This window comes from Geosporobacter subterraneus DSM 17957, assembly GCF_900142145.1.
Lineage (GTDB): Bacteria > Bacillota > Clostridia > Peptostreptococcales > Thermotaleaceae > Geosporobacter > Geosporobacter subterraneus.
In genome coordinates, this window is the sequence record NZ_FQZV01000078.1 from 1 (window position 1) to 13,786 (window position 13,786).

Annotated in this window: 14 protein-coding genes, 1 pseudogene and 1 riboswitch; of the genes and pseudogenes, 1 reads left to right on the forward strand and 14 read right to left on the reverse strand. The window is 34.4% G+C overall.

The window, feature by feature from the left end; genetic code table 11:
- The coding region (locus BUB56_RS18180; RefSeq protein ID WP_190014568.1) for a transposase at window positions 1-155 on the forward strand (155 nt) is incomplete at its 5' end.
- 327 nt (window positions 156-482) lie between these two features.
- On the opposite strand, the gene BUB56_RS18185 is transcribed toward BUB56_RS18180, so the two are convergent.
- The 14 genes and pseudogenes from BUB56_RS18185 to BUB56_RS18255 all read right to left on the reverse strand — a co-directional run.
- A complete protein-coding gene (locus BUB56_RS18185; RefSeq protein WP_110942677.1) occupies window positions 483-746 on the reverse strand; it encodes a hypothetical protein in 264 nt (87 codons plus the stop codon).
- Window positions 712-1,299 (reverse strand): RNA polymerase sigma factor, encoded by a 588-nt coding sequence (locus BUB56_RS18190; protein WP_110942678.1) that lies wholly within the window; start codon window positions 1,297-1,299, stop codon window positions 712-714. The genes BUB56_RS18185 and BUB56_RS18190 overlap by 35 nt, the downstream gene beginning before the upstream one ends.
- A 134-nt stretch (window positions 1,300-1,433) precedes the next feature.
- A riboswitch (cyclic di-GMP riboswitch) is annotated at window positions 1,434-1,523 on the reverse strand.
- A gap of 233 nt (window positions 1,524-1,756) precedes the next feature.
- A complete protein-coding gene (locus BUB56_RS18195) occupies window positions 1,757-2,530 on the reverse strand; it encodes a hypothetical protein (protein ID WP_207650466.1) in 774 nt (257 codons plus the stop codon).
- Window positions 2,531-2,792: 262 nt separating this feature from the next.
- A complete protein-coding gene (locus BUB56_RS18200) occupies window positions 2,793-3,446 on the reverse strand; it encodes a class I SAM-dependent methyltransferase (protein WP_110942679.1) in 654 nt (217 codons plus the stop codon).
- Window positions 3,447-3,474: 28 nt separating this feature from the next.
- Window positions 3,475-3,921 (reverse strand): signal peptidase II, encoded by a 447-nt coding sequence (gene lspA, locus BUB56_RS18205; RefSeq protein WP_110942680.1) that lies wholly within the window; start codon window positions 3,919-3,921, stop codon window positions 3,475-3,477.
- A 194-nt stretch (window positions 3,922-4,115) separates the two neighbouring features.
- Window positions 4,116-6,725 carry a heavy metal translocating P-type ATPase gene (locus tag BUB56_RS18210; protein ID WP_110942681.1) on the reverse strand — a complete coding sequence of 870 codons (2,610 nt, stop codon included), beginning with the start codon at window positions 6,723-6,725 and terminating at the stop codon, window positions 4,116-4,118.
- Between the two features lie 11 nt (window positions 6,726-6,736).
- On the reverse strand, window positions 6,737-7,114 hold the full coding sequence (locus BUB56_RS18215; RefSeq protein WP_110942682.1) for an ArsR/SmtB family transcription factor: 378 nt from the start codon (window positions 7,112-7,114) through the stop codon (window positions 6,737-6,739).
- Window positions 7,115-7,185: 71 nt separating this feature from the next.
- Complete coding sequence (locus tag BUB56_RS18220) at window positions 7,186-7,842, reverse strand: class I SAM-dependent methyltransferase (protein WP_110942683.1); 657 nt, start codon at window positions 7,840-7,842, stop codon at window positions 7,186-7,188.
- A 2-nt stretch (window positions 7,843-7,844) separates the two neighbouring features.
- Window positions 7,845-8,309: a signal peptidase II gene (gene lspA, locus BUB56_RS18225; protein ID WP_110942684.1), complete on the reverse strand. Its 465-nt coding sequence runs from the start codon at window positions 8,307-8,309 to the stop codon at window positions 7,845-7,847.
- Between the two features lie 134 nt (window positions 8,310-8,443).
- On the reverse strand, window positions 8,444-8,647 hold the full coding sequence (locus BUB56_RS18230; protein ID WP_110942685.1) for a ferredoxin: 204 nt from the start codon (window positions 8,645-8,647) through the stop codon (window positions 8,444-8,446).
- A 222-nt stretch (window positions 8,648-8,869) separates the two neighbouring features.
- A complete protein-coding gene (locus tag BUB56_RS18235; RefSeq protein ID WP_190014740.1) occupies window positions 8,870-10,219 on the reverse strand; it encodes a phenylacetate--CoA ligase family protein in 1,350 nt (449 codons plus the stop codon).
- Window positions 10,220-10,240: 21 nt separating this feature from the next.
- The gene (locus tag BUB56_RS18240) at window positions 10,241-11,944 is read right to left on the reverse strand and encodes a methyl-accepting chemotaxis protein (RefSeq protein ID WP_110942687.1); all 1,704 of its coding nucleotides are present in this window, start codon (window positions 11,942-11,944) and stop codon (window positions 10,241-10,243) included.
- Window positions 11,945-12,549: 605 nt separating this feature from the next.
- Entirely contained in the window at window positions 12,550-12,978 is a 429-nt protein-coding gene (locus tag BUB56_RS18250) for a SoxR reducing system RseC family protein (protein WP_110942689.1), read from the reverse strand.
- Window positions 12,979-13,592: 614 nt separating this feature from the next.
- A pseudogene (locus BUB56_RS18255) lies at window positions 13,593-13,786 on the reverse strand (hypothetical protein); the annotation flags it as partial.

Here is a 13,786-nt window from a genome sequence, read left to right on the forward strand (position 1 = left end):
AGATCGATACCATCCGCTTAAAGTTGATCAAGATTGCATCAAAGATAATCCGATCAGCAAGATATATTACATTCAAACTTTGTAGCAGCTGCCCATATAAAGAGGAATTCTACGAAACCTTTGAAAACATAAGGCGACTCCCAAAGTTTGAATAGCAAAAACAGTGAACCTTGGCAATTTCAAAACGGCAAAAACAACCCAAAAACAACTATTACGGGATAAGTCTACCCTTTTTTAGGAACTTTTTCCTTTATATAGATTTTTAAAACTGATAAAACTCAATTTTGAGGGTCTAAATTCATTTTTTAGATCTTCATGAATAATTCAGGAAAAATAAAATCACCTTTCCTTTTTTGTCCTTCATACAAATAAACAAAATAGGAAGGTGATTTGTTACAGTTTACTTCAAAATTTTTACTTTTTTATTTTCTTCTGAAAACTAAAGATTCTAATATTTGTCTAAACATAGTAAGAATCAAGCATTAATTAAATAGTCTCACTACCTTTGCGAACACTGCTGAGGCGCCTCGCCAGACCTTCTCATTCCTTGATTTACATTTATAGTTTCCTATCAACTTATTTATTCTTTCATCTAATTCGGGAGGAAAAGGTATTTCTTCTGGAAATTTGTTTTCATCTTCCATTTCATTTATAATATTTTCTACATGGCAGGCTCCAGCATATTCAAACATTGCTTCGAGCATTTTTTCTTTAGCCGCCGCTTTCTGAACCAAAAAACCATCCATTTTCTATAAGCTCCTCACTTTGTGATAATAACTTGATCAAGCTTCTTTTTGCACGATAAAGTCTGACTCTAACATTCTCCTGAGTAATATTGAATATTTTTGCAATTTCGTTGTCCGAATAGAAATAAAAAAACTTAAGCGAAATAATATCCGAATACGCAGGGTGAAGCTCTTTAATCTTGGATACTATTTGGCTAAACATTTCCATACTAATAAGTTTTTCATCAATCATCTGGCTGTCATCAGGCAAAGCATCTTCCATGCCCTCAAGTGACATATGGTTTCGCCTTTTTCTCTCCCTGTACATGTTTATTGAGATGTTTCTAACAATAATAACAACAAAAGCCCTTGTCTTGTTACAGTTTATCTCATCTATTTTATCTAAATTGCCTACTAATTTTATAAATGCAGCTTGTACTGCATCTTGCGCTAGCTGATAATCATTTAAAACCCTGTAAGAGACTTTAAACATATCCTTCCCGTACTTTATATATAAGGCTTCAAGCTTATTCCGGCTCTGTTCATCCTTAATAGTTGCAAAAAATATTAGCATATTTATCCCACCTTATATTCTAAAAATATTAAGATTTAAACCAATCTTGACACAAGCCATCATGCATTTGCCCGATCTCTACGTGGACACAAAAAAACTGCCCCAAAAAAGGGCAGGCAAAAACAAAAATATCTAGCGGCAACTAGGCTGTCATAATGCAATATAGCACCTTAGACCCTATGGCTTTGCGTCCTTGCCTTTCGACAAGTTTGCCCTTGACACAACTAATTTTAATTTGGCTCTTTAAATGTATTAACCACATCAATCTAGCTTTGATACAATAGGTTACTGGATAGAATCTATACTCTCGATAATACCCATAACTTTAGTCTCATACTCCCTGTGAATATTTCCTTACTTAGTAATTTTGTCTTTTATAATGTAAAGACTTATTCTTTCTTGACACTACCCTCAACTTAGCGGGATAACTTTACGGATCTTTCCTCCTGATGATTGCTCAGGCGGCTCCAGTCGCAGGTCGCAGACGTACACGCAGGTTCGTCGGTGTAGTCTGCAAAATCTGGATTATATTAATACCAGGCACACGGGCAAGGGGCAGACCGCAGCATGACACTATCGCCCAGGTCGTAGCGTAGGATTGGCTGTATCCGGTTGGCGAGGTTGCTACCAAAACCGTGTGCGACCATTCGCCTGGTGCCATGGTTGGTAATTGGCGTCGACAGCTTCCAGCACGAGCCAGTCGCTGTTGACGTGCACCATGTATTAGGATAGTTGTCAGGAGCCTCGGTGGCGGCATAGCTGTAACAGGCTTTGGTATTATGCGGACGACATCCCATTTTCCAATCCAGCTGCTCATCATGCGGAAGGCGATGGAACTCGCTACGGCGAGGCTTCGGTCATTAAGCAGGAAGATACCACGTGTTCTGGTAATGCCCGAAGTAGTGGTTATCGTGTACTTTTCAAGGAAACGTTTCCCGATCAGGTCGGGATTATCGACGAATGCACTTACCTTGTCAAACGTTACATTACGGTCTGTACACCAATCGTTAAACCGTGGCATCAGCTTCATTTTACTGGTGATTGGCAATAGTGTGGTATCCTCGATTCGCTCCGGCAGATCTTTATAGAGTTCTCTATAATAGGGCGAGTTGCCCCGTGCAAAGGCCACTATTTCGGCAAGACGGGTTCGCTGCCGCTCTTTTATTGCGTTCATACCTTGCTTTTTGGCTTTGCCTGTGTCTCGCAACAACCACAGCATACTTTCGTTCATAAGTATTCCTCCCTTGACTTTGACTTTTGAAATATCAATAACAACATTCGATTTTTTTGTTGCATAATAGATTAACTTAGATTAACTATATATTTCTATGCATGGAACCTCTTATCACATCACGCGATACTCTCCCTAATAAAATATGGTCAGGATGACAATTGTCTGAAAAGGCAAACTATAATCGAAAGTAATCACTATATAGCAATTCTTATCCAACTATCTCAAATTCAAATCCTGTCACTACATAAATGATTCATTACTAAAACTTTGTACCACTGTATATGGAGATTGTCCCGAGGATCGTCATCACCCTTTGAACCTCTTTAACATTTTTATAGCCAACATGCTCCATAAACGATGGTATGGTCCCTATCAAATTATCCTTGGTATTATTGAATCCATCAAATAGCTGTATTATAAAAAAACCAGCCCTCATAGTTAAATTCTGAGGTTTGCCGAAATCAGCAATATGAATTTCACCGCCTTGTTTAGTCACTCTATACAATTCCTTTAACATTTTTACCTTTTGCTCCCGAACCAAATGATGAAATACCAGACTTGAAATTACTTTATCGAATACATTATTCTCATAAGGCAGGTTTATTCCGTCAAATTCCTTTAAATCTATTGATAATCCTTTGTTGTCAATTTTATTTTTAGCTATCTTTAGCACTTTTGGGTCTATATCAACACCGTGAACAATAGTATCCATCACCTTATCTTTTACCATAATTGACAAAGTTCCAGTTCCACAACCAAAATCAAGTACCGTATCTCTTTTTTGTATTTTTGCTTCATCAAGCAATTCGTTTTTAAATTTTTCTTCACGCATTATATATTTCATGAAGGGATCAAATAAGTCCGTTAAGATACTATACTTTGCAGCAGGTATATATTGCTCCTTATTTCCCATAATTAAATCCCCCAAGCATTATTGGTAGTTAATCTACAGAATTGTCTGTCGAACTAGTTAGTATTGTGTATGCAAAGATAACTGCACCTGAAACTACAAACACATCTGCCATATTAAAGACAGGATAATTGATTAATGTAAAATCCAGCATATCTACTACATAATTCAGTCTTATCCTGTCGATAAGGTTTCCTAAAGCTCCGCCTATTATAAGTGACAAAGAAAATTTAAGAAAAACCTGATCTGTTTTTAAATTTCTAATAAGATAAAATAGTAGTGCTACAATTATTATTAGTGTCAAAATTATAAGAAGTGGCTGTTTACCGCTAAACATACTAAACGCAGCTCCAGTATTTTCAGCATATGTCAAATGAAAAATATTATTAATTAACGGATAAGATTCTATTGTTTTTAAGTATATTACAGTAAGATATTTACTTAACTGATCTATGATAAGTGATAAGTGATAAGGCAATTATAATGAAATATGGCATATTTAACCTCCTGCAATTTTGATTATTATTGTCATAATAAAATTCTGTTTTCTAGCAAACTTCAATTTAATCCTATTGCAATATAGGGTTATGCATGCCTGATGAAAAATTACAGCCAGCATAACCCCAACAGCTTATCTATATTTCTTTCTTTCTTTATATTACATACTTAATGCTATAAATTCTTGACTTTCATTACTCTCATAGCATTTATTACGGCAATAACTGTTACCCCAACATCAGCAAATACCGCTTCCCACAATGAAGCTACACCAGTAGCGCCCAGGATTAAGAATATAAGTTTAACTCCCATAGCAAGTATTATATTCTGCCATACAATTTTTCGTGTTCTCTTTGCAATTTTTATACCTGTAGCTATCTTAGATGGTTCATCGGTCATAATTACCACATCAGCAGCTTCAATGGCTGCGTCCGATCCTAAGCCTCCCATTGCCATTCCGATGTCAGCTCTTGCAAGTACCGGTGCATCATTTATACCATCACCTACAAAGACAAGCTTCCCTTTCGGTGACTTTTGTTTATCAATCAATTCAAGTTTTTCAACTTTTTCAGTAGGTAATAACTCTGCATATACTTCATCTAATCCTAACTGCTTACCTACCTTTTCACCAACAGATTTTGCATCTCCTGTAAGCATAACAGTCTTTTTCACGCCAAGAGCTTTCAATGCCTTAATAGCACCTGCTGAATCATCTTTAACCTCATCTGAAATCACAATATAACCTGCGTACACATTATTTAATGCTACATGTACTACAGTTCCTACAGATTCAACTTTACTAACTTTAATATTTTCTTTGTTCATTAATTTAATATTACCCGCAAGGATTTCTTTGCCTTCAACCTTAACCTTTATACCATGTCCGGATATTTCGTCATAGCTTTCAATTTTGCTCTTATCAACTTCTTTTTCGTAGGCTTTTAAAATCGAAATTGCTATTGGGTGATTTGAATAGCTCTCCGCATATGCTGCGTATTCTAGCAGCTCTTCTTTGGTATAATTATTTTGAGGATTTATTTCCGTTACATTAAATACGCCTTTTGTTAAAGTACCAGTTTTATCAAAGATAACTGTTTCCACATTATTTAACGCTTCCAAATAGTTACTTCCCTTTACTAATACACCACTTCGGGATGCACCACCAATTCCGCCAAAGAAGCCAAGAGGAATAGATACTACCAGCGCACATGGGCATGAAATAACTAAGAATACTAACGCTCTATATACCCAATCTGAAAATGTTGCCCCTTGAACAACAAGGGGTGGTACGATTGCAAGTAGTAATGCAATAACTACAACTACCGGTGTGTAGTATCTGGCAAACTTTGTTATAAAGTTTTCAGTTGGAGCTTTTCTGCTGCTGGCATTCTGAACTAAATCCAAAATCTTAGCCACAGTTGATTCGCCAAATTCTTTAGTAACTTCAATAGTTAGAACACCGTTTTTATTAATAAAACCGCTTAAAACCTCATTGCCTGCTTCTATCTCTCTTGGAACGGATTCACCTGTTAAAGCAGATGTATCAACCATTGAGCTTCCTTCTACTACTTTGCCATCTAGTGGAACTTTTTCACCCGGTTTTACGACAATAATATCGCCTATGCTTACTTCTTCGGGGGATACCCTTTTTATGTCATCCCCAGCTTTAAGATTAGCAAAGTCAGGCCTTATATCCATCAGCGCACTTATTGACTTTCTGGAACGATTTACAGCTAATTCTTGAAAAAACTCTCCTACCTGGAAAAACAGCATAACAGCTACACCTTCCGGATATTCTCCGATGAAAAATGCGCCAATTGTAGCAACACTCATAAGGAAGTTTTCATCAAACACTTGGCCTCTGGTGATATTCTTCAAAGCCTTTAGTACAATTTTCCCTCCAGATATAATATAGCTTATTAAAAATACGGTAAGTTCCATCCAGCTTGGCAAATTTAATGCTAAGCCTATAGCGAAAAAAGCTCCACTTATACCAAGCCTAATTATTTCTTTCTTATTATTATCTTCCTCTTTGCCGTCATTCTCTTTTACTTTTTCTTTAATAATTTCTTCAGCGCTTATAACTCTAACATCCGGTTCAATTTTTTTTACTATGCTGACAATGTCTTCATTTAACTTTTGAAAATTAATATTAGTATCAGTTTCCATAGTAAGCTTTTTTGAAACGAAATCTACTGAAGCAACCTTAACCCCCTCTAATTTTTTAACTTCTGATTCTATTTTTGATGCACAATTCGCACATCCAAGTCCTTCAAGTATAAAAATTCTTTTATTATCGCTTTCTCCTTTTTGTTCTTCATCGACTACTTTTACATCTGGTTCAATTCTTTTCACTATGGCTGTAGCTTCTTCAATAATTCTCTTTAGATCCTGCTTACTATTTGCTTCAATGATTAATTTCTTAGACACGAAATCCACGGTTGCATTCTTTACACCTGTAAGATTTTTAATCTGTGTTTCCATCTTTGCAGCACAATTTGCACATCCTAAACCCACAAGTATTAATGATTTCTTTCCGCTTTTGTTTATTGTTTTTTCCCTTACTATAACATCCGGTTCATGCTTATTAACGATAGTATTAATTTGCGCTAATATTCTTTCTATCTCCTGTCCATTTTCAGTTTCGATAGTAAGTGTCTTAGTCATAAAGTTCATCGAAGCATTTACTCCAGCTATTTGGTTAGCTTCAGATTCAATCTTAGCTGAGCAATTAGCACAGTCTAAACCTTCCAATATCAATTCCTTCTTAACTTTTGATGCCATGGTAATCCCCCCTATATTTTATTTTTTTCTGTAATATGAATTAAACCTTGATCAAAGATTTGTTTAATATGGTCATCATCCAATGAATAATAAACTATTTTGCCTTCTTTTCTATACTTCACTAACCTTGCTTGTTTCAAGACACGCAACTGATGGGATATTGCAGACTGAGTCATGTTAAGCAATACTGCAATATCGCAAACACACATCTCTGAAGCAAATAGGGCATAAAGTATTTTAATTCTTGTAGTATCACCAAAGACCTTAAATATCTCCGCTAAATCATATAAGCTTTCTTCATGCGGCATACTATCTCTTACTGAGTTTACAATGTCTTCGTGAATAACAGTACAATCGCATCTTTCAAAGTCAATTTTATTATCCTGCATGAACTATTTCCCTCCTTTTGTGTATAATCAACACCAAAATGTTTTATCTGAAAAATGTGATATAAGTGAGATTATAATAGTTTGATGGCTCTGTATAACGAAATAGTACCAAACATGGTCATTATTCGCTTATGCTCAATAACTTTATCAAAACCGGCTTCTCTGATAATTTCAGGGAGTAACCCCTTTATATTGTCCGAGGTATTGATAAAACCATCAAAGATTTGGATAATTAAAAACATCCCCCGCATAAAAATGTTCTTGGCTCTGCCAAAGTCAGCAATATGCAGTTCTCCACCAAACTTTAATATCCGATATATTTCTTTTAGCACTATTTCCTTTTGGCTTCTAGTCAAATGATGGAACACAAGACTTGATAGCACCTTATCAAATGTTTGACCTTTATAGGGTAGTGAAATACCATCGTAGGGTCTTAAAGATATCTCACAACCACTATTTTCCACTTTATTCTTCGCAATTTTGAGTACATTTGGATCAACGTCCGCACCATAAATGGTTGCTTTCGGGGCTTCTTTTTTAGCCATAATGGTTAGCGTCGCAGTACCGCAGCCAAAATCAAGGATAGTTTCATTATCCTTAATATCCGCCTGTAGTAATAAAGCTTTCTTAAACTTTTTTTCCGACATTGTAAGCTTCATTACAGGATCAAAGAAGCGGGTAAGCCAATCAAATTTTAAAGCTGGGATAAATCTTGTATTTTTTGTCATGTCTAACCCTCCTTTTGTGAATTGTTCGGATTAGCAAATAACATAAAATAGGCTAGCAATGTAGAGCCTGAAACAACGAAAATATCTGCCGTATTAAAAATAGGGTAATTAATCAATGTAAAATCTAAAAAGTCAACTACATAGTTTAGTCGTACCCTGTCAATAAGGTTCCCCAAAGCCCCAGATATAATAAGGGTAAGGGATATAAGTAATAGACGGTTTTGTTTTTTTAAACTCTTAATTAGATAAACCGCCATTGCTATTGTAACAATAGAGGTAATGATAATAAGGAATGCTTGCTTACCTTGTAAAATACTAAATGCTGCTCCAGTATTTTGCCCATAGGTTAAGTGAAATACATCCTTAATGATTGGGAATGTACTTATGGGTTTGAGATAAAACTCTGCTAGATACTTAAACACCTGGTCTACAGCCACTAGCAAAGCTATAATAATAAAATAATTCATTTCACACCTCCAATACTTTTTTGATAATAACTCGAACACACGAATTAATATTCATATAATCATATAAAATACTTTAACCTGTTAGAGTGTAATTCTATATTAGTAAAAGTACATAACTTACTAAATGTCATACCCTATTTTTGTAGAACATCCTTTATTACTATTGCTCCAACTGGACATATTGATTCTGCATGTCTTGCCATAACAAGTAGTTCTCCTGTAAGTTCTATATCTAATGCTACAGATTTACTGTCGTAATCAGCGAAAAAAATATTCGGACAGGCTCCACCACACATACCACAGAAGATACAAACATTCTTATTAACAAATGCCTTCATACTATTCATCTCCATTGTTAATTTTAACACTTGAACATATATTCATGTGTTATATAATAAATATATGCCTTTACGAGTAAAATGTCAATACATATATGAAAGATTGTTCAAGTGTTTATAAATTAACGATTATTCTGTTTAGAAGTTGAGCAGCTTACTCTATAAATAAAATGAAAATTTACATATTTAACCTGATGATATTTGATTATTATTGGCAAAATACTAATATTCTTTTATAACAATTTTACTTTTCCCGGTTGAGGCATTGATAGGTATCGTATCCACCTGCTTTATTTGATAGTTAAGGCAGGTTAAATTCTTTTCTTTTAAAATATTATCCATTTGTTTGCGTAACTTAATTTCAATGGTATCAGAGTCCGTATTTTTTCTTGATTCTACTCTTATTTCAAAGCATTTATTTGAACGTTGAACAAACTGGTATTTAATTATTCCCTCTGCCTCTAATGTATTTATGATCAAGGGGTGTAGAAAATCCTTTTCTCCATTATCATTCAAGAACCACATGATTTCCTCATTTCTCCCCATAACTTCTCTTATTTTACTAAATGGAAGTGTTTCGTTTTCCATTCTTTCTGTACTCATCAGCTTATCAGTAAGTTTGTAACGGATAAGAGGCTGTGAGTAGTTATATAACGGCGTAATAAAAGTGCTTTCTTCGTCTATCTCAAGATAATTAATGTCATCAAATATATAAAATCCTTGATATGCATCTCTCTCCAAGCCTAATATTATTGACTCGGAGGCTCCGTAGATATTAAAGATATCCGTATGTAAAACAGACTGGAAATACTTTCTTTGCTCCGCTATTAGCGGTTCGCCTCCGGTAATTATTCTAAAAGCGTTTATCTTAATCTTATTTTCAGATATCAAATCACAAAGTATCTTGACCGCAGATGGATAACCAATGATTACATCCGGGTTAAAATCATTAATTTTATCTATCCAGATCTCCAGTGGCAGATTGATATTTAACAATAAAGGATGAAATCCAAAGCCTTTTATTCCGGAATGTGCTGCCATAGCTCCTCCAAATCGTCCTTCCGTTGCAGCTATATATAATACTCTAAATCCTCTTAAACCTTTTGAGATAGCTTCCTTCAGCCTTACTTCCCCTTTACATGCTCTGAATCCTGAAGCGAGTATTGTTTCCCATGAAGAACGATCATAAATGAAGCATGTTGGCTTGCCAGTACTTCCTGAAGAGTGAACAATTGTATATTCACCCAGGTATTTTTTATCCCTACCTTTCTCCCTCATGAGAAAACGCTCTATACATTCCAAGCTTAATCGCTTGTCGGTCACTATTCTGTTAAAATTCTCTATAAACAGTTTTTTATCGATACATGGAAGTTTATTTATTTGAACTTCCTCTATATCTCGGTCACGAATGCCATAACTATCATAATACTCATGATAAAATTCAGAATTATAATAAGCATACTTAAGTAGTGCCCTAAATCTCCTCTCACGAATATTCAAGATCTCATTTCTGCTCTTTTGAAAATTGTGGTTTAACTTATTAGTCTTAGCTATTAAACCTAAATAACCCATTTCCATTCTCCTAAAACATATTTAATCATCACAGTCTTCACAAACAATAAATTTGTTAACCATAATATCCAAATCAGTTGAAGAGTTTTTTAAAGAATTCGCCAAGGAATTTAAGTTGAAAATAGTATTGGCTTGCAAGTCTAAATTGCCAGATATCTCTTTTATACTATCCGAAATTGTATTATTACTGATGTTCACCGTTTCCATTGTAGAAGATAACTCTTCAATGACAGCTCCCTGTTCCTCAGTACTGGCTGTTATACCTTGAATCCTTTCATTTATATCCATAATTCCATTTGATATGAGCTGCAACTTTTCAAAAATAATATCAACAGCGTCGCTACCTTGCCTGATATTTTCACCTACCTCCTTTGTAGCAACTATTGTCTTTTGAATCATTTTTCCGATATGGTTTATAATCTTCTCAATCATTTTTGCTGACTCGTTATTACTTTCCGCGAGCTTCCTGATTTCCATGGCTACTACACTAAATCCCTTGCCGTATTCTCCAGCTCTTGCAGCCTCTATCGAGGCATTTAAGGCTAGAAGATTCGTCTGATCTGTGATTGCTTTTATTGTATCTGTAATCTTTACAATTTCCTCAGCCTCCATCCCCAACTCCTGTGTAATATCTATAGTGTCAGCTGAAGTCTTTTCTATCTTTTTGATTTCTTGTCTTACATCCATAACATTTTGACTACTTTCTTGAGATAATTCGTTTATTCTACTAACAGCATTACATATTTCCTGTGTTTCATATGCTGTGGTCTGCGATGCCCCAGCAAAGCCTGTCACGGCTGCAGCAATTTGTTCAATGGAATAACTGATTTTTTCATTATCCTTTGCTACCTTAGACATATAAATATTAAGCTTTGATATTTCTTCCCTTGAGCGTATTTCGCCTAGATAGAGCTCTTCTGAGCTACTAGTAACAGTCCTTGAACAAGTTTTAATAACTCGAACCATATTTTCCATACTTCCCATAAAACGATTAAAAGCTTTCGCCATCCTGCCTATTTCATCATTAGATATATGTTTTACCCGCTTTGTAAGATCCCCTTCACCCTTTTCCAACTCGGAAAAAATCTCAAGAAGCATTTTTATTGGTCTTTGAATTACATTGCTAAGAATAATAACAATAATGATAGATAAAACCAAATTGATCCCTGCAACCGTGATATTTCTGTATAAGTCCTTTGACATCGTTGCCTCTATATAATCCAAATCTTTAACCAGATTCTCCTGGCTATCCTTTTGTATCTTTTGAACTTTGCTATATACATCATCAGCAAAACCATCAAAATTTCCGGCCATTTTCTGCCTTTCCTCCTGGCTGATTTTGCCGTATGTTTCAGTCATTTTCATGCCGTAGCTTACAAAATAATCAAAAGACTTATTTATGCTGATAATATCCTCCGTATATTGCTCATTCACTTTTAGCAGTGCTTCAGCATTATTTCTGAATGCTGCAATGCTACTTTCTGCTTTTGAAAGTTCTTCCACGTTGTTTGTGAAATTTGATTCCATTAGGTATAATCTTACTAGGGCTATATCGTTTCTCATCTCATTGGCAATCTCAATTTCCTTTGCTACTTTATGTTCAATATGCATAATATAGTCTTTGCCTTCTTTAAATGAATAGATACTAAAGAGTTTACTAATAAACATAAGAACTAGAATTACTGAAAATGCTGCAATCAGTTTTTTTCGAATTGAATTTAACATTTATTCACCTCTGATTTATCAATCCCATTAGAATTTTAATTTTATACCGCTTACTAGTTTTCTTAGCTTGTCCCCTTAACTAAATCACGCTACTCACTCCTCATTTATAAATCTTAATGAAACTCTATTTCCTCCAGATATTATTTAAGTCAAATTATTAGGCCTGTGCAATAAAAAAGAAACCACTAAGCAGTAATTCTTAATTTTATAATTATTTACTCGGGACTTACCTCTTTATTTGCACAAGGATATACAAATATGGAAATCCCAACCATATACTGTTGATTAACAATATTGAGAATGTAAACTCCTTTAGCAACCCACATATTCATAGTTCCACTTATATTCCAGTAAAAAACTGGAACCACAACTCCTATTGCATTTTGGAAAAAGCTTTCCTTATACTGCAAAAGTATTTTTGTTTCCTACAGCAGTGCTTATGCCTGAGACAATATTAAGAATATGGTCTCAGGCATTAGTTTTAACCTTCCGTAGATTTCACTGTTTCTGGACAATTCAAAACTTCAACATTTGGTCTGCTAATGATTTTATTTTGCTAATCTTGTCTTAACTTTTTACTGCATAACACTAATCATTTGATTTATTTAAAACAAAATCTTTTTTATTTCAAATTTTATTTTCCGCTGTTTATTATATTTTTTGTCTAATTTTGAAATAAATATATATGACAAAGCCATGAAGATGAAACCAAGTATAGCCCCTGCCATATCGTTATTAATCTTAAGCCCCATATTATTCACCAACGCATTCCCAGAAAAGATACCTATGAAGAGCATAATCAATGGCAAACCATATGTTATTAGAACTGCAGCAAGGAATGTCCTTGTGCTCATTTCTATTTCAACATATTCACCTTGTTTTGCACCAATACTATTTATTACTTCAATGTAGATATTTGTAGGTGCACATCCGCCCTTGCAATTTGCGCAGTTTTCTCCACAAGCACTTACTCTTCTAACTTCTACTTTGGCAAGGTTACCCTTTACTTCTACTACTCTTGCTTTTTCTATCATACATATTCACCCCTCCGTTATATAGCAGTATTTTAATTCTTGTTGAGTCCTGGAGACTTTTAAAAATCTACTAAATCATATAATTCTTTCTAAAGATTCATGCCAACTCTTACTAAGTTTGCAATATCTTCATGAACACGGCATCTTTCGAAGTCAAGTTTTTTATTATTCACAGATTATTTTCTTCACAATTCACTGAATAATTGCTCAATCATTCATATATTATATTTTCATTATATTCCCAGATAACATCTAATGTCAATAATTTCATATGAATATATGCTCAAGCTTTAAAATTATTTTTGAGTATTCCTATTGACTTGCCCAGAAATTATCAGTTATAATTATATTGTAAATGATATTCGTTCTCAATTAGACATTTTTATTGAGAATATAGAAAATAAATTACTCTCTATTTATTCATATAAATTTGAGAGCTTTATTTAAAAATATTATTGATAATGATTTTCAATATCTATTTAAGACCAGCTAATAAAAGTCAATAGGTTAGTTTAATTTTTTTAAAAAAGTAGTTTTTCTAAAAAGTGTACAGCAAAGCTAACCATTGGTAAAAGCCGAACAATGGCTTCTCTAAAGAGTTGAGTTTTATCTACCTAAACAGCGATGCTTCGATGTGAGTTTTTGTCTTTTCTCCATGCTTGATGATCTTCAGGGATCCTAAATACAAATGGCTTTTCATCACGGAGAACCGCGAAGATATAATGGAGAAGCTTGTGCATAACGGCTACAAGAGCCACTTTTTTCTTCTTGTTTTCACATTTTTTATGATAGTAGTTTCTCAACACAG

Coding starts and splice junctions, on each gene's coding strand:
- BUB56_RS18185 (WP_110942677.1), bottom strand. CDS start 746: ATGGATGGTTTTTTGGTTCAGAAAGCGGCGGCTAAAGAAAAAATGCTC.
- BUB56_RS18190 (WP_110942678.1), bottom strand. CDS start 1,299: ATGCTAATATTTTTTGCAACTATTAAGGATGAACAGAGCCGGAATAAG.
- BUB56_RS18195 (WP_207650466.1), bottom strand. CDS start 2,530: ATGAACGAAAGTATGCTGTGGTTGTTGCGAGACACAGGCAAAGCCAAA.
- BUB56_RS18200 (WP_110942679.1), bottom strand. CDS start 3,446: ATGGGAAATAAGGAGCAATATATACCTGCTGCAAAGTATAGTATCTTA.
- BUB56_RS18210 (WP_110942681.1), bottom strand. CDS start 6,725: ATGGCATCAAAAGTTAAGAAGGAATTGATATTGGAAGGTTTAGACTGT.
- BUB56_RS18215 (WP_110942682.1), bottom strand. CDS start 7,114: ATGCAGGATAATAAAATTGACTTTGAAAGATGCGATTGTACTGTTATT.
- BUB56_RS18220 (WP_110942683.1), bottom strand. CDS start 7,842: ATGACAAAAAATACAAGATTTATCCCAGCTTTAAAATTTGATTGGCTT.
- lspA (WP_110942684.1), bottom strand. CDS start 8,309: ATGAATTATTTTATTATTATAGCTTTGCTAGTGGCTGTAGACCAGGTG.
- BUB56_RS18230 (WP_110942685.1), bottom strand. CDS start 8,647: ATGAAGGCATTTGTTAATAAGAATGTTTGTATCTTCTGTGGTATGTGT.
- BUB56_RS18235 (WP_190014740.1), bottom strand. CDS start 10,219: ATGGGTTATTTAGGTTTAATAGCTAAGACTAATAAGTTAAACCACAAT.
- BUB56_RS18240 (WP_110942687.1), bottom strand. CDS start 11,944: ATGTTAAATTCAATTCGAAAAAAACTGATTGCAGCATTTTCAGTAATT.
- BUB56_RS18250 (WP_110942689.1), bottom strand. CDS start 12,978: ATGATAGAAAAAGCAAGAGTAGTAGAAGTAAAGGGTAACCTTGCCAAA.